This is a genomic window from Marinomonas profundimaris (assembly GCF_000508165.1).
Lineage (GTDB): Bacteria > Pseudomonadota > Gammaproteobacteria > Pseudomonadales > Marinomonadaceae > Marinomonas > Marinomonas profundimaris.
On the sequence record NZ_AYOZ01000001.1, the window covers coordinates 453084 to 469041 of the forward strand.

Genomic DNA, 15958 nt, shown 5'->3' on the forward strand with positions numbered 1-15958 from the left:
TTTCATTACGTTTATTTTGCGATTATAATAATCATTCTTATTTATATTGGTTGGAGTATCTATGGAACTTGATGTCTATTTGATTTGTGGGCGTGGCGAAAAGGGCGATAAGTTTCAGCTCGGCCAAGTGTTTAATAAAGAAGGTTACTATTACAAAGACGAATACGATCCAACCACTCAATATAACAATATGGATGAGTTGCAAGACGTATTGGCCAAGATGGTTAAGGTGGATAAAGCCTCATTGAAACTTAATCAGATTAACCTTTAATTCGCCTCAGAAAAGCAAAAAGGACTCTAAAACAGAGTCCTTTTTTGTTTCAGTCAGCAGAATTTCCCCCTTCTTAGCTTCGCTCGTAACGCCTTTTAAGGCCTCGGGTGATTTTTTACCAAACGCCTTCTTGCAGTGCCGCGGCTTCGTCTTCAAGGCAGGGGCCGATGACTTCGACTTTGCGTTGCCCCGACTCAAACACCGCGCGACACGGCAAATCTAACGTTGGGTTTTCTGGATGATTTCCTGTGATTTCTTTGAGTCTTGCTTCACTTAGCCCATAAACGACGCGGCCTAATCCTGCCCAATACGCTGCGCCTGCGCACATGGCGCAAGGTTCTGCAGACACATACATGGTGCATTTTGCGAGAAAATCTGGGCGATGTGCTTTACTGGCGCGCGTCATTAACTTGCGTTCAGCGTGACCCGTCATATCGAAGTCTGGCAAGTAGCCGTTTACTTGCGACATGATCACATTGTCTTTGTCATCCACTAAGATCGCAGCGAAAGGGTGAATGCCTTGCTGTTTTGCTTCGTCGGCAAGGGCAAAGCTTTGGCGTAAAAAGCCAGTGTCTTTTGTATTTAATGTCATAATTTACTTCTTCTTAGGAAGGCTCCACGGAAACCACCAAGCCTGACTCCACTGGATCGATTTAAACAGCAGAAGACTGATAATGGAAAGGAAGATCAAGCCCGCAAAGGCCTGTGGAATTTTAAAAAAAGACGTTGAGAACTGAATGAAATAGCCCAAACCTTCTTCAGCCGCGACGAACTCCGCCACCACAGCGCCAATAATCGCCAAAGTGATTGACACGCGTAAGCCACTGAAAATGTGTGGAATCGCATAAGGTATGCGAATTTGCCAAGTTTCACGATAACGCGGTGCGCGCAACGATTGGCTCAACTCGATCATTTCTGGTGGCGTTTCTAGCATGCCTGTTGTGGTGGATACGACCAAAGGAAAGAAGGTAATTAAGCAGGTAATTAAAACGCGAGATGGGTCGTCAGTGCCAAGTAATACAATGATCAAAGGCGCAACCGCTACGACAGGCGTAGATTGAATCACGATCAACGCAGGGTAGAGCACTCGGTTCATCAGTTCAGAACGCATCATGCCAATCGACAAGGGTAAAGCGATGCATATCGACAGCACAAAGCCCATTAACGCGACGCGCAATGTCGCCCAAAGGTGGGTCATCCAGCGTGAAAACTCTACATTGAAAAAGGCCGTAATGATCGCCGAAGGGGAGGGTAAAATATAATTTGGCACATCACTAAGTTGGCAAATCAGCTCCCATAACATCACCAAACCAACAAAGAACAGCGCAGGTGCAAACCGGTTTGCTTGGTGCTGAATCCAAAGCTTAAGCGGGCGTGTTTGGTTCATAAATGTATCCTCGGATTAAGTCGGTGAGTTCAGCAAAGCGTGATGAGTTGATGGTTTTTTGTGAACGTGGTCGTGGCAGATCCACATCGATCAGATCCAACACTGTACCCGGGCGTTTACTCATCACCAAAATACGATCCGCCAGTAACACCGCTTCAGTGATGGAATGCGTGATAAATAACACGGTTTTCGGGTGTTCTTTCCAAATATCCAACAAATCAAAACCGATCTGTTCCCGCGTCAAGGCGTCCAGCGCCGAGAAAGGTTCATCCATTAACAGGATGTCAGGATTCAATAACAAGGCACGAATAATACCGACACGTTGTTGCATGCCACCGGACAATTCATCGGGCATTTTGTCGGCAAACTGGGTTAAACCTGCCATGTCGAGTAACTCGTTTGCGCGTTTTTCATCACTCGCAGAATAACGGCCGTATTTGTGTTTTAAAGGAAACAAAACGTTTTTTCGTACCGTCAGCCAAGGCAATAAATTGGCCTTTTGGAAAACGATGCCCACATCGTCACGAGGCTCGGTGACGGGGAGATTAAACACCGATACGTCGCCATGGGACGGTATCAGAAGCCCTGCCACCATGCGCAACAACGTCGATTTACCGCAACCAGAAGGGCCAACCACCGCGACGAATTCGTGACGATGAATATCAAGGTCAATATCTTGCACCACCATAGGCGTATCAGGATGTAGGTCGTATTTATGACCCACACCTTTCATGCTCACGTACGCCGCTTGCTTACCGATGTTAAATTCTTCAGCGTCTTGAAAATGTGTTTTGCTTATATGGGTTTTGTCTTCCATGACATTACTCCGGTACAAACTTGCTGTTTACCGCAGTCTCTGGGTCGAGAGCGTCCATTGTTAAGCCATTGGCTTCCGCCACGTATTCCCATGTTTTTTGAATGCGGGCTGGCGAAAAATGGCCCACACCGTCTTCTTTCGTTACGTCGTTATACACCAAGTTTGTGATGCTTTTAATTTGCGCTGAAACAATGTCAGCATCCACTTCTGGCACCATTTTATGAAGGTCTTCACCGGCTTTATCTGGATACTGATAAGTGAATGCAATCGATTTTGAAAAGGCTTTAATAAAGCGTTTTGCAACGTCTGGGCGTTCTTCAAGAAATTTTTCAGCCGCCAAAAGGGAAGAGCTATACAGCGATAAACCAGAATTCGACCAAGGCATTTCGATGATCTCTTTGCCTGCTCCTTTTGCCTGCGCTTTAAACAAAGCCGTGTTAGTCACCCATGCGATGATGGCGTCCGCGTTGCCTGTGATCATCATAGGTGAAAGCGCACCCGGATCCGATTTCACCAATTTAATATCCTCTTCGGTTAGGCCGTTTTGCTTTAAGACCAAAGGCAGAAAGGCGTTAGACGAAGTGAAAGGCGAGGTTGCGACTTTCTTGCCTTTTAAGTCATTAATGGATTGGATACCGCTGCTTTTTAATACGAAAAATGCGTGAGGCGCTTGGGTAAAGTAAGGCAACACCGCAACAACGGGCACATTATCTTGTGCTCTTGCGGCCATTAACGCCCCAATGTCTGAGCTGCCGATATCAGATTGTCCAGTCGCCATTTTCGTTAATGCATCAGTAGAACCGCGGCCGCTGGCAATTTTAACGTCCAAATCTTCGTCTGCAAAAAAGCCTTGCTGAATGCCCACATAGACTGGCGCTTTATCCCCACCTGGTAACCAATCTAACTGGAATGTCACTTTATCGGCAGCCATAGCAGACGCGCTTGCAACCAGACTGGTTAAGAGGGAAAGGCGAAGAGTGGTTTTCATTGCTGTTTTTATCACTGATGTCATCGCAGTTTTCATAGCTGAGCTCCAAACATTAAATAATCATTTTTAGACGTTAAGGTTCTTTTGTTTCATTGGTCTTGTCTGTAGCAACAACCGTTCCATGTCTTATGTATGGTTATTTTGTTTTTTTTAACTTATTGAATTTATTGTGATAAATATATTTTCTGCTTTTTTGTGAGTGAGAAGTGAAGAACGATTTGTCTGGGAGTGAAACAAAATGGTGCGTTAGTTAAGGCGTGGTCGTGTGTTGCTATCTTCAGCAATATTGACTTGGTTGTTTTGCCGAATCAATAACGGGTCAAATATTCTCAATTTTCATGTGACTCTCGTTTCTTGTTTTTCGCTTGTTCTGCAGTAGATTTGCCATATAACCCACGACAACGAGATTAAGGAAAAAAACACCAACGCTTACAATGTGAGGATGGTATAACATTTCATAGATTTCGAAGGGCAAATAAATGGCACCAGTGAGTAATGCAAACCATTCTGTCCAAATAAATCCTTTCCATAAACCGTAAGCCTCTATGAACCGGATCACAGAATATGCGAAAGCACCGATAATAATTAGACTAATATTTGTACTTGAAACAGAACTTGCGGCATGGATGAAAATATGTGGAAAGTGGCTGGCAGGGTTAAGGTGTGTATGACGAACTAGATTTTCGGCTACTTGTTCCAGGTTTTGCCCTGCTAAAGCATGTAAACCAAAGCCAACCAGAAGGGACAGTAAGCCTTTAAATGCCTCAATAATGGTGATGGCTTTGAGTCCATTTTTCGATGATGTCATTGTAACCTCTTAAAAATTCAAACCGTTAGCCATCAACTAAACTTGATAGACCCTACCTACTATTTGGTTGGAGATAAGAACGCCTTGCAATCGTATGCCAAAACAGAGTGTCACGTACATTCAATCTTGGTTATCCTCGTCATTATTGAGTTGTTTATGGGGCGCTTTTAGTTTTTAATGAAAACTTTGTACGATTGGTCAGTTTTTTGCATTTAGACTGTCACTATACACACCACTTTAATGAAGGAGAGTGCTTTGAAATTCCTCTTGAATGACAAGCTCATCGACGACAACACGCTCCCTAGCGACTTTACAGCATTACGATACTTACGTGAAAAGCGTGGTTTAACAGGAACAAAAGAAGGCTGTGCGTCTGGTGATTGTGGTGCATGCACGCTCTTAGTTGGCGCATTAGAAGGCGGCGAACTTAACTATTCGACTTTTAACTCTTGCATAACGCCGGTTCAATCTCTTGCTGGTAAGCACGTTGTCTCTGTCGAATATTTATCTGAATTTTGGGGGAAGGCGAGCGGTGAATTGCATCCTGCTCAACAAGCCATGGTGGAGCATCACGGTTCTCAATGTGGTTTTTGCACACCAGGCATTGTGTTGTCTCTCGCTGGGCTTTATGAAAACAGTCAATCTTCTGCTCAAGCCATAGACCGCGAGTCGGTGTGCGATGCCATTTCTGGTAACTTGTGTCGTTGTACGGGTTATCGCCCGATTATCGACGCGGGGTTGGATATGGTGAGAACCGCTGAAGGCAATCAGTTTGTCGAGTTCATGAGCAAAAATGACAGCATCAAGTCTCAATTGTCGGCTTTAAAAGAAACAGATTGTTTTGAATCGCAGAATCACGCCTCTTATTTACAGCCAACTACATTAGCGGAGTTGCTGGACGCCAAAATGGCTCATACGGACGGCGTGATGATCGCTGGCGGTACGGATTTGATGCTGGAAAACACTCAGCGCTTTCATGATTTTGGTACTTTGATCGATGTGTCGCATGTTGCTGAATTAAAACAGATCCAAGACAATGGCAGCGCGCTAACCTTGGGCGCGTCTGTGACTTACAGCGAATTAGAAAACTTCAGCAAAACACGCTACCCACATATTTATAACTTGCTAAGCCGCATTGCATCTCGACAAATTCGTAACCGTGGCACCATTGGCGGCAACGTCGCTAATGCTTCACCGATTGCTGATATGCCGCCTTTATTGTTGGCGTTTGATGCAGATATGCAATTGGTCAAAACCGATGGCAGCAAACGCGTCGTGAACATTAACGACTTCTATCAAGGCTACAAAACCACTCTACTAGCAAAAGACGAGTTGATCGAATCCTTCTCGATTGATTTGATAAAGCTCGATGCCTTCCATCGTTTTTATAAAGTCTCAAAACGTATGGAAGACGATATTTCAAGTGTGATGCTGGCCGTACGCTTTGAATTGAGTGATGACAAAATCAGTGACGTTCGATTGGCGTTTGGCGGCATGGCCGCTACACCGATTCGCGCGGTAACAGCAGAGCCGTCTTTTGTCGGCAAAAACATTAACGATGAACAAGCGTTAACGCAGGCCATCGAAAACCTAAGAAACGAATTAACACCATTGAGCGACATGCGAGCCAGCTCGGCTTATCGACTCGACATGGCGTGTAACTTGGTCAAAAAAGCGTGGTTAGAATTAAACGGCACGCAGGTTCCGGCTTTCTCAGGCCATGCGTTGTCGGAATCCGCTTTGTCTTTGGGGCATGAGATTACAGCGCACAAAGGAGCAACGCATGCGTAAGTTACCGAATGATCTAGTTACTGGTTTTCAATCAGGTAAGTTGCCGATGCATGAATCCGCCGTCAAGCATGTAACAGGGCAAGCGGTCTACATCGATGACATGCCTGAATGGCCAAATGAATTGCATGTGGCGACAGGCAAATCCACCGAAGCGCACGCGGACATTGTCAGCATTAATCTCGATAAAGTACGTGCGTACCCTGGCGTGGTCGACGTGATCGTACAATCCGATATTCCTGGCGAAGTGGATGTGTCGCCAGTATTGAGTGGCGATTTATTGTTGGCTGGGGATTTTGTCCATTTCATCGGGCAGTCTATTTTTGCGGTAGCGGCGACCAGTTTACGTGCTGCAAAGCAAGCGGTTGAGTTGGCAGAAATCGTCTACAAACCCAGAATAAGCACCTTGCATCCGAAAGAATCGCTAGAGCGACAAGAGTTTGTATTACCAACCCACACGATTCAATGTGGCGACGCAAAAGCGGCGATGGCAACCGCGCCTCATAAGATCAAATCGGACATTTACATCAAAGGTCAAGAACACTTTTATTTAGAAGGCCAAATCAGTGTCGCGGTGCCAAATGAAGACGGTGGCGTTTTGGTTTACGCTTCGTCTCAGCATCCAGCGGAAGTACAAAAGCTGGTCGCTAAAGTCCTCGGTTTGTCCGTAGCGCAAGTCTTGGTTGAAGTTCGACGCATGGGCGGCGGCTTTGGCGGTAAAGAATCTCAAGCGGCGGTATTAGGTTGCATGGCGGCAGTGTTGGCGATTCGTAATCGTTGCCCCGTTAAGTACCGTATGCCTCGCCAAGATGACATGGTGCAAACCGGTAAACGTCACGATTTTTGGAACCGCTACGAAGTCGGTTTCTCAAATGAAGGGGAAATCCTCAGCGCCGAATACGACATGGTCGGTAAATGCGGTTGTACGGCGGATTTGTCCGATGGCGTGGTCGACCGCGCCATGTTCCATGCAGACAACGCCTATCACTTACCGAACGCGCGCATCAGCGGTTATCGAGGAAAAACCCATACGGTATCGAATACCGCATTCCGTGGTTTTGGCGGACCAAAAGGGGTTTTATTGGCCGAAGCCGTCATCGAAGAAATTGCCTGTACGGTCGGCAAAGACGCGCTCGATGTTCGTAAATTGAATTGTTATCAAGAAGGCAAAACAAAAACGCCTTACGGACAAGACGTTGAAGAAAATGTGTTATTGACCTTGATCGAAGCGTTGGAAATTAGCTCAGACTACCGAGCGCGTCGTGAAGCGATTCGTGTTTTCAACAAACAAAGCCCTTTCCTTAAAAAAGGCTTGGCACTGACGCCGGTTAAATTTGGTATTTCGTTCACCTCAAAACACCTAAACCAAGGTGGCGCGTTGGTCCATGTTTACACCGATGGCAGTGTTCACATTAGTCACGGCGGAACGGAAATGGGCCAAGGCTTGTACACCAAAGTCGCGCAAATTGTCGCTAAGACGTTTGGAATCGATTATCAACGTGTCAATGTCAGCTCGACTCGAACGGACAAAGTGCCAAACGCCTCGCCAACGGCTGCATCCGCAGGAACAGATTTAAACGGCATGGCGGCCTTGGACGCGGTTGAGACGATAAAAGAGCGCTTGCAAGAATTCGCCATGGAGCATTTTGCTATTAAAGCGGATGAGTTTGCTATTAGTGACGATAAAGTAATTTTGGGAAGCGAGACTATGAGCTTCCCTGAATTCATCAAGTTGGCTTATATGAATCGCGTGTCGTTGTCGTCAACAGGGTTCTACAAAACACCGAAAATTGGTTACGACAGAAAAGCCGCGAAAGGTCGACCCTTCTTGTATTTTTCCAATGGCGCAGCGGTGTCGGAAGTGATAGTTGATACGTTCACGGGCGAATACAAGGTGACGCAAGTCGACATTTTGCACGACGTAGGTGATTCCATAAATGCCGACATCGACATTGGTCAGATCGAAGGTGCGTTTGTACAAGGCATGGGTTGGCTGACAACGGAAGAACTCAGTTGGGATGAAAAAGGGCGTATTACGACCAATAGTCCTGCGAACTACAAAATCCCGACCTCGGCCGATGTACCAGAAAAATTTAATGTAAAACTGTTCGACCGTGCCAACAGTGAAGAATCGGTTTATCGTTCTAAAGCCGTAGGCGAACCGCCATTGATGCTCGGTATTTCTGTTTGGTGTGCGCTAAAAGACGCCTGTGCGTCAGTGTGTGATCATCAATTTTCGCCACCGTTGGCCGTGCCAGCGACACCCGAAGCGGTGTTTTATGGTATGCAAGCGGCAGAAGCGTTTCATTCAGAAAACCAGTCGAATCAGAAGGCTGAGAAAACTCCGGTGGCCGGCTTATGATGTCTTCCATGGGGTGGATTCAAGCCTTGGCGGAAGTGGAAAAAACCGGACAAGCGTGGGTGATCGCGACCGTAATTGGCACACAAGGCTCCGCACCGAGGGAATCATCCAGTAAAATGATCATCACCGCAGATCACAGCTTTGATACGATCGGCGGCGGACAGCTGGAATACGCTGTTTGCCAAAAAGCCCGTGACATGTTGAATGGCGACCATACTGGCGCTTCTCATGTATTGGAAAACTTTCCGCTCGCTGCCAAAACCAACCAATGTTGTGGCGGCACCGTGAGTGTGTTGTTGGAATACTTTCCAGAACCCGCGACTAAAATTACCATCTTTGGCATGGGACATGTGGCGACCACCTTGGTAAATGTATTGGGAAACATGCAGGCGAAAATTTCATGGGTCGATAGCCGGGAAAACCTTGCTCAAGACCACAACATCAAAGGCTTACCGAGCAACGTCACGCCGTTTCTTTATAAATCCATGCTCGATCACATCGACCACATGAGTCATAACGAAATCACCTTGGTCATGACCCATGATCACGCGTTGGACTATCAGCTGGTGGAAGCTTTGTTGGATAGAAAAGACTGCCGATTCATCGGCTTAATCGGCTCGAAAACCAAAGCACTACGCTTCAAAAAACGCCTCGTCAGCGCCTCGTTTAGCCCAGCAGAAATTGAATCAGTGCATTGCCCTGTTGGACTGCCAGATGTTGCAGGCAAAAAACCGTTTGAAATCGCCATCTCAATCGCCGCGCAAATTATTCAACTGACTCAGCAAAGTGTAATGACAGAGAAAAAAGGTAGCGGATTAACGTGGAAAGAAATCAACAGCGCCTTGTGTAAAGTGTAAATGATAAAGGGGGCTGGGTGGGAAAGTATCGCAGCCCCTTTTATTTGATTTCAGCTGAAAGGTTAGGTGTCGGCAATACACTCTTTACTAAGGTTTGCTGTGCCACCAAGGATTCCTTTTATTGTTATGGTTTGACTACCAGCAGCGGAGAACATTCCACCTAAACTAATGTCATTTTTATTAATGGTGAACGAGGTATCTGTGTCGGCAAGGGTGATATTGGTAACTTGTTCTACCTTGTTGTTCAGGTCTATCAGTTTGAGCTGATAGCTTTTTGAACCCTCCCCGTTAAACACCGTACATTCAGAGGCAAAGTCTTCGTTGGTTATTTTGTTATTGGCCAAAACAGGGATGCTTTTGACTTTAACTTTTCCATTCACGCCGTAATTTACAATGAAGCTGCCAGAACCTTTAGCAAAGGCTTTTGCGTCGTCCGTGGCAGTGGGGCTAAGCTGATAGCATGACGCGCCTTTGGAGTCGCTAAGCAGAGATAGATCAACAGCGAGAGCATCGGTAGACGTGAAAGTGGCCTGTATAATGTCGATATTGTTCGTGTATTTGATGCACAAGTCACTTGTTGGGTTTGCTTGGTCAATAAAGTGGGTTTCTTTTTGGCTTTGAAGGGAGGTGAGCGTTATGCCTGCTTTAGCCTCAACTAGGCTTTGTTGTGCCTTGATTAACCCTTGTGTGATGTTTTGCAGGTTTTCAGTTTCGAAGCTGTTTGGGTTTTTTAATAGGGCTTCTATTTCTTCTGCTGAAGGGTAAAGTGCTTTTCGTGCTGTCCATTGTGACGTGTCGCCACCTTTGACAATATTTAATCTAAGCCAGGTTTTGTCTTTATAGATTCCTATCGGTGCTCCTTGTTTATTGATTGTCGTAAGTCCTGCTTTTGTGACTTTTAAACCCTCATCTTTAAATTCTTTTAGGCTGGATCTATCGGGGGTGTCGGTAAAAGCACGGTTTAATGTCGTTGGAATTAACATGAAGAAATCAGGTATGAGTCCCGGTAGATTGGACCAGTCGTTACTGAAATAGTCATAGCAGGTGCCGACACTACAGCCTTCTTGTTTAACGATGATGAATTGCCCGCTTTTTAGTGGCAGTACATTAGAATGATTGCTTGAAACGTAGTCTGCGTTGCCTGCCACAAAGTCTACATCTAGGTTCATTACCAAATCATTTTCATTGGCGAGCAGCAGTGTGTTGGCAATTTCTTTTGCGACTTTTATCTCTCCTAATGTCACAGGGTTAGATAGGGAGAAGCTTTCAGCGGCTGAGGCGATAAATTCCAACATGGCTGAACTTTGGTCACTCTCATCAAGGTCATACTCATAAACTTTGATGTTCATAGTGAGCAGATCGCTTTCCATTTTTTTAGGCCCATACAGCGCCTTATTGAAAAAAGGTGCTTTGATACCGTCGGCCATATTTTCATAAGGACCTAGGATTTTAGTCGTGGTATCCGTTTCTCTGTTGCCTGTGACCGCTTCCGTAAACTCAACAACAAAAATGACTTCGTTGATTCCCCACCAATCAGATAAGTATTTAAGATAACTGTCGGTTAAATAAATGGCGTAAGCGTCATCGCCACTGGTTGAACCATCTTCTTCGGTTTTGAATATGGTGTATTTATCATCGATAAGTTCTGCGCTATTCACGAGAGGGGATTCTAAATTCCCTTTTTGATCAACGGACCGAATGCTGATGGTGCCCATTGGATTGCTGGTGCATGCAGTGAGTAAAAAACTGACGAGTAATAAAGTGATTAGTTTCATCATTATTTCCTAGTCTCAATGATCGTTGTTTTTTTTAGTAAGAGGGCTCCAATAAATGTAGTTCGCCCTGTATAAAAAACAAATAGTTTTGTGCGGGTGTAATAGAAAGTAATCCTGTTTTATGGGATCAGTTTGAAATAGCGGGGTTAGTTGAGCGTTGATTTATGAGTGTTTTACCATTCCTGAAACCTTTAATGAGATGTAGGGCTGTTTTTGGGTGTTGTAAATTATTGAAAAAATGACATTCCTTTTCGTTACATTCTTACGTAAAAAGCCGTCTAACTCGTCGGTATGTCATTTTTCAATGTTAGCCTATTTGATGGTGAATCATGTCAGACGTTTTTTGCAATTAAGTCCGCCTTTAATAAACCGCCTTTCGTAAACAGTTTTGCTGAAAATTTTGGATTTCTTCTTGATTTGAAGGCATCCAATATTTGCTTCAATCCTGCGGCTTCAAGCAAGGATATATTTATTTCTGTATCCATTTCAGCGGACTCTACAAAATCATTTGAAAATGACGGTGCAATGATGAGCACTTGAGCAACGCGCTTGCCCGAAGACTCACAGCGATTCACGTAGGCTTTGACTTGGCGAGAGGTGGTGGAGTATTTGGCAAAGTCACCATTCTTACAGGTTTTTGCTTCGCCAATAATTACATCGTCTTCGCTTAAGGACAAAATAATGTCTGCTTTATCTTTTGCCGTATTAATCGAGCGCCTTAGATCTTCATCTACTTCAAGGCCAAGCTGTTCAAAGATTGCTTTCGTTACTTCTTCAAACTTAATGCCTATGTCTGATTCGGCGATTTCTATGCCTTCATGTTTTAAGCCAGCCAAATCTCGTTTGGCGAGTAAAGCGTAATTTTCTATTAACTTGTCTGTCGCATCTGCAAAGCTTTCGAGAATGATTAAGCGAGGGTTGCCACGTTTACTCAGTCCCATACTGTCTCGAACTAATTTAATGTCTTCGTTGGAGAGCATATAAAGAATGTCATGAGGCGTGATGCTTAACGCTCGAAGCTTGTCGACATCGAGCTCTTCATTGTCTTCAATTTCGAAGTCTTTATGTAAAACCGAGGTTAATGTCGAAAAATGAGTTTTTAAGGTTGAGAAAAGTTCTTTAAAACCGGTTGCGCTGAGTGCATTGAATTCGTTCTCCGCAGAGGAGTTAAGGGATGAAATAATGAGTTCTGTTCTTTCATCCAGTGTTGTTCCAATTTTTTCTAGACCTAAATCTAAATCTGAAATAAGCGCTTTCAAACGTTCTTTTCTGTCATTTATATTGGCGTCAGGGTTGCTAATATCTTGCTGTAACATTTCGGTTATAGGCAGCCCCATCTTGATGATTTCTTCAATTTTATCTGTGCGTTCAACGCCTCGAATTCGTTTGCCGTGAGCTTTTAAAATGTTTGATAATTCTGAATCGCTTAACGTTCGCAAAATGCGCAGTAGGTGCTTATCGGCAAGCTCTTTTCCTTGCATCCTGTTGAGCATTGTGACGATTTCATCTGCAACGTAAACGGTAAGGTTTTTACGGCTTACAAAAACAAGTCCAACTTCTCGTAATGTATTGAGGCAGTCTTGGATGCCTGTTTGAGGGATAGCATTGACTAAGTGTTGAACGGCTGATTTTTGATCAGCGGTTATGTCTAGTTTGTGTGCTAAAACATTTAAAATGCTTCGTTCATCGTCTGTGATTTTGGCTTCTCGGTTATTCTTCTCGTCGTTGAGATAGGCTTCTTTGAGACAAGCGTGGTAAATTTCTAGACGTTTCGCTTCATTAAATGTTTCTCCATCTAACGTCCCATTTATTAATGCGTTTATTTCTTGGGCTTTAGAGTCAATAGCAGTCCATTCTTTTGTATAGAGCGCTTCAATCCATGAAAGGCGAGCAATGCAATTACCATCTCGACTGACAATATTGATTAGTAATGAGGCTTGCGCGCCCAACATTGCGAGCTGTTCTTTAACGCTTTTTTCGAAGTAAGGCAAAACAAGTTCGAAAAGTTGAATAATCTCGCCACTGGACGCATTTTTTATTTGCCCGTCAAGATTATTGATTCGTTTTGCCAGTTCTTTGTCGTGAATAATGGCTTCACTACAAATTCGGTCTAGGAAGTTAATGAACTTAGACTTTTCGACTTGATTCACGGTAGATAAGATATTTGATAGCTTCACCTTTAAATCCTTTTTCCATGGTTTTCTTCGAAGTTACCATCAAAATTTAGACAACGTATTGAAAATAAGCCAATTGAAATAGGGTTAAGTCGCGTGGTTGTGCGTTTTTCGCTTATCATTAGCTTCAACGAAAGGAGCCAAATAATGACCTATGATGAGTTCAATCAATTTTGTGGTGCGTTGCCCGCGACGACGTCAGTTGTTCAATGGGGAGGCGCTCAGGTTTGGAAGGTGGGCAGTAAGGTGTTTGCGGTCGGCGGTTGGAGCAAAGATAATTTGCCCGCGTTTACGTTTAAAACGTCGCCGCTAAACTACGATTTTTTAAGCAATAAAGAGGGTTATCGACCCGCGCCTTATCTGGCGTCACGTGGTATGAAGTGGATTCAGCAATTTGCTGGTTCGAAAGAGTTGGATGAAGAGTTAACGTATTATTTTCAAGAATCCTATCGCATTGTGTCGCTGGGGTTGACGAAGAAAAAACAAAAGGAATTGGGATTGAATCAGAATTTGTCAGCAGAATAGTGTTTTGCCTATCCTTTTAAAAAGAGAAAAACCGTAATAAATCCTTGTTTATTAAAGAGAAATCATTAAAACCTGCGGCACGTTCCTTATCCTTGCTCCCAGAAACTCTCCTGCAAAAAGCGAGGTTTTTGGACGTTGTTGAGTTTTGATGTTTTAGCGTTATAGCGCTACAATGTTAGAACTCCAAAAGAATCGTCGAGGTGTAAAATGAGTAATTTATCAAAACGTTCAACGGTCTACTTTGAACCCGCTATCCATCAGGCGTTAAAAATGCGAGCGGCATCATCCGATGTTTCTGTTTCTGAGCTCATAGACGAAGCGGTGCGTTTGCTTATGAGAGAAGATCAAGAAGATCTTGCGGCCATATCAGAACGAGTAAATGAGCCAGAAGTAACGTATGAAGTTTTTCTAAACGAGCTGAAAGCGAATGGCAAAATATAAAATTTCTTTTAAAAAGTCAGTTGGCAAAGATTTTAAGAATATTCCTAAAAAAGACGTACCCAAGATACTTCAAAAGATTGAAAGTCTTGCAGACAACCCAAGAGCAGAAGGCTGTATCAAGCTATCGGGTTTAGATAATTACCGCGTAAGGCAAGGTTTATATCGGATCATCTATGAGATAAGAGATGACGTATTGATCATAAATGTTATTAAAGTCGCACACAGACCTTCAGTATATAAAAACAATTAGTCTTGCTCTTAGTTTTTTCCTTGCTCCACGTCAATCAACAAAATACCTCGCGTACAAACTTACACGTAGGGCACGATAAGCGGAGCGTAATCTGCCGCGAAAGCGAAGCTTTCTTTTTTGTTTATCTTGCTGGTGTGTCTGGGAGTAAAGTGACAAAACGGCTTCGCATCCTGCTGCAATGTGACAATAGCAGTTAGCGTTAGCAGACGGAGAGGTCAGAGTATAAAAACAGATCAGTTCATAAGGTCTGAGGGAATAGCTTGCCTAGCGGATTAAATCACGCTACAAAAGAGCAAATAAAGAACCAACATAGCGGCGATCAAAGACGATCTGAAGCGGCATAGTCCAGACAGACGTTGGTATTGAGCGAGTTATATAACAGGGAAGTCCTACCATGAAAAAAGCAAATCCCCTATATAGACAACGCAGCCGTTCAACAGTGGGTTATAGCCGCAGCTACGCTGCCGTATAACCCTTAATTGTTAGATTCTTCTCAGGGAACTCGTATGGAATCAAAAGATTTACACGGATTCGCTTCTGATAGACCAATTACAAAAGTGGAAGATGACTTGTTAGGTCGTTCAGGCTTTTCCACCGACTTGGCAGATGCGATGGCAAGTTGGCATGGAAACGATAGCTTGGTAGTAGCCTTACATGGTGACTGGGGATCAGGGAAATCTTCAATTAAAAATATGGCTCTTTCTCGGCTAGAGGCAATTACCGAAGACAAACCGGATATCATTCAGTTTTCTCCATGGGAGTGGGCTGCACAAGAAAAAATAACCGCTTCTTTTTTTCAAGAAATATCAAAATCAATAGGTCGCAAAGATAAAAGTAAGTCAGGGAAAAAATTAGCGGTCACCCTTAAAAAGTATGGTCGTTATCTAAATACGGGTGAGACGGTAGTCGAAGGTCTTTCTACGGCCCTTCCTACACTATTCATTCTTGCAACGCTTGTTGGAGTTGGCGGAAACTTTTCCAACGAAGCTTGGGTCAACAACGCTAGTACCTTTATGTTACTTGTTTTAGGTGGTTGGGCTGCAACATTGAAGTGGGGAAAAGGTTTTCTTGAGAAATTAAGTGGCAATGTTGAGGAAACTGCAAAGGAAAAAGAACAGAGTTTGAGCGATATAAGGCAGGAGTTAACAGCTTTGTTGCTAAAGCGAAAAGGCCCCTTGATCGTAGTAATGGATGACTTAGATAGGCTGACATCTTCTCAATTAAGGATGGTTTTTCAGCTAATAAAAGCAAATTTAGAATTCCCGAATGTAGTGTTCCTTCTTCTATTTCAACGAGATCTAGTAGAAGATAAAATGAATGATGGCATGCAACTAGGTCGCGATTATTTAGAAAAAATAATCCAAGTGCCTTTTGATATTCCTCAAATAGAAACCACACGACTTCACAGCTTATTATTCAACAAGCTAGACAAAATCATCGAGCAAGATAAATCAGCGTCAAATATGTTTGACTCCGGTCGGTGGGGTGTAGTGGCATAGTTAATTTGGCCATCTA

At 43.9% G+C, this 15958-nt stretch carries 15 protein-coding genes; 8 read left to right on the forward strand and 7 right to left on the reverse strand.

Annotated elements, in window-relative coordinates:
• The first annotated feature begins 61 nt into the window (after positions 1-61).
• Complete coding sequence (locus D104_RS21225) at positions 62-271, forward strand: hypothetical protein (RefSeq protein WP_024022650.1); 210 nt, start codon at positions 62-64, stop codon at positions 269-271.
• A gap of 115 nt (positions 272-386) precedes the next feature.
• Here the strand turns inward: D104_RS21225 and D104_RS21230 are convergent, their stop codons facing one another.
• The 5 genes from D104_RS21230 to D104_RS21250 all read right to left on the reverse strand — a co-directional run bounded on the left by D104_RS21230 (position 387) and on the right by D104_RS21250 (position 4271).
• Positions 387-863: a nucleoside deaminase gene (locus D104_RS21230; protein ID WP_024022651.1), complete on the reverse strand. Its 477-nt coding sequence runs from the start codon at positions 861-863 to the stop codon at positions 387-389.
• 3 nt (positions 864-866) lie between these two features.
• On the reverse strand, positions 867-1658 hold the full coding sequence (locus D104_RS21235; RefSeq protein WP_024022652.1) for an ABC transporter permease: 792 nt from the start codon (positions 1656-1658) through the stop codon (positions 867-869).
• Positions 1636-2475, reverse strand: coding sequence for an ABC transporter ATP-binding protein (locus D104_RS21240; protein ID WP_024022653.1), 840 nt, complete (start codon positions 2473-2475; stop codon positions 1636-1638). Before D104_RS21240 ends, D104_RS21235 begins: the two co-directional genes overlap by 23 nt.
• A gap of 4 nt (positions 2476-2479) precedes the next feature.
• Positions 2480-3499 (reverse strand): ABC transporter substrate-binding protein, encoded by a 1020-nt coding sequence (locus D104_RS21245; RefSeq protein WP_024022654.1) that lies wholly within the window; start codon positions 3497-3499, stop codon positions 2480-2482.
• Positions 3500-3782: 283 nt separating this feature from the next.
• Entirely contained in the window at positions 3783-4271 is a 489-nt protein-coding gene (locus D104_RS21250; protein ID WP_024022655.1) for a DUF2127 domain-containing protein, read from the reverse strand.
• A 255-nt stretch (positions 4272-4526) separates the two neighbouring features.
• Between D104_RS21250 and xdhA the strand changes: the two genes are divergently transcribed.
• From xdhA to xdhC, 3 genes are read left to right on the forward strand one after another with little or no spacing between them, the layout of a single operon-like run.
• Positions 4527-6062: a xanthine dehydrogenase small subunit gene (gene xdhA, locus D104_RS21255; protein ID WP_024022656.1), complete on the forward strand. Its 1536-nt coding sequence runs from the start codon at positions 4527-4529 to the stop codon at positions 6060-6062.
• Complete coding sequence (gene xdhB, locus D104_RS21260) at positions 6055-8421, forward strand: xanthine dehydrogenase molybdopterin binding subunit (protein ID WP_024022657.1); 2367 nt, start codon at positions 6055-6057, stop codon at positions 8419-8421. Before xdhA ends, xdhB begins: the two co-directional genes overlap by 8 nt.
• Entirely contained in the window at positions 8418-9278 is an 861-nt protein-coding gene (gene xdhC, locus D104_RS21265; RefSeq protein WP_024022658.1) for a xanthine dehydrogenase accessory protein XdhC, read from the forward strand. Before xdhB ends, xdhC begins: the two co-directional genes overlap by 4 nt.
• Before the next feature lie 62 nt (positions 9279-9340).
• Here xdhC and D104_RS36935 read toward each other — a convergent pair whose 3' ends face one another.
• Complete coding sequence (locus D104_RS36935) at positions 9341-11056, reverse strand: putative periplasmic lipoprotein (protein WP_152531133.1); 1716 nt, start codon at positions 11054-11056, stop codon at positions 9341-9343.
• A gap of 329 nt (positions 11057-11385) precedes the next feature.
• Positions 11386-13230, reverse strand: coding sequence for a hypothetical protein (locus tag D104_RS21270; RefSeq protein WP_024022660.1), 1845 nt, complete (start codon positions 13228-13230; stop codon positions 11386-11388).
• 144 nt (positions 13231-13374) lie between these two features.
• On the opposite strand from D104_RS21270, the gene D104_RS21275 reads away from it, so the two are divergent.
• From D104_RS21275 to D104_RS21290, 4 genes are all read left to right on the forward strand, one after another.
• A complete protein-coding gene (locus D104_RS21275) occupies positions 13375-13752 on the forward strand; it encodes an MmcQ/YjbR family DNA-binding protein (RefSeq protein ID WP_024022661.1) in 378 nt (125 codons plus the stop codon).
• Between the two features lie 207 nt (positions 13753-13959).
• Positions 13960-14193: a ribbon-helix-helix domain-containing protein gene (locus tag D104_RS21280; RefSeq protein ID WP_024022662.1), complete on the forward strand. Its 234-nt coding sequence runs from the start codon at positions 13960-13962 to the stop codon at positions 14191-14193.
• The gene (locus tag D104_RS21285) at positions 14180-14443 is read left to right on the forward strand and encodes a type II toxin-antitoxin system RelE family toxin (RefSeq protein ID WP_024022663.1); all 264 of its coding nucleotides are present in this window, start codon (positions 14180-14182) and stop codon (positions 14441-14443) included. Before D104_RS21280 ends, D104_RS21285 begins: the two co-directional genes overlap by 14 nt.
• A 506-nt stretch (positions 14444-14949) precedes the next feature.
• Positions 14950-15942, forward strand: a complete 993-nt coding sequence (locus D104_RS21290; protein ID WP_024022664.1) for a KAP family P-loop NTPase fold protein — start codon at positions 14950-14952, stop codon at positions 15940-15942.
• Positions 15943-15958 lie beyond the last annotated feature (16 nt).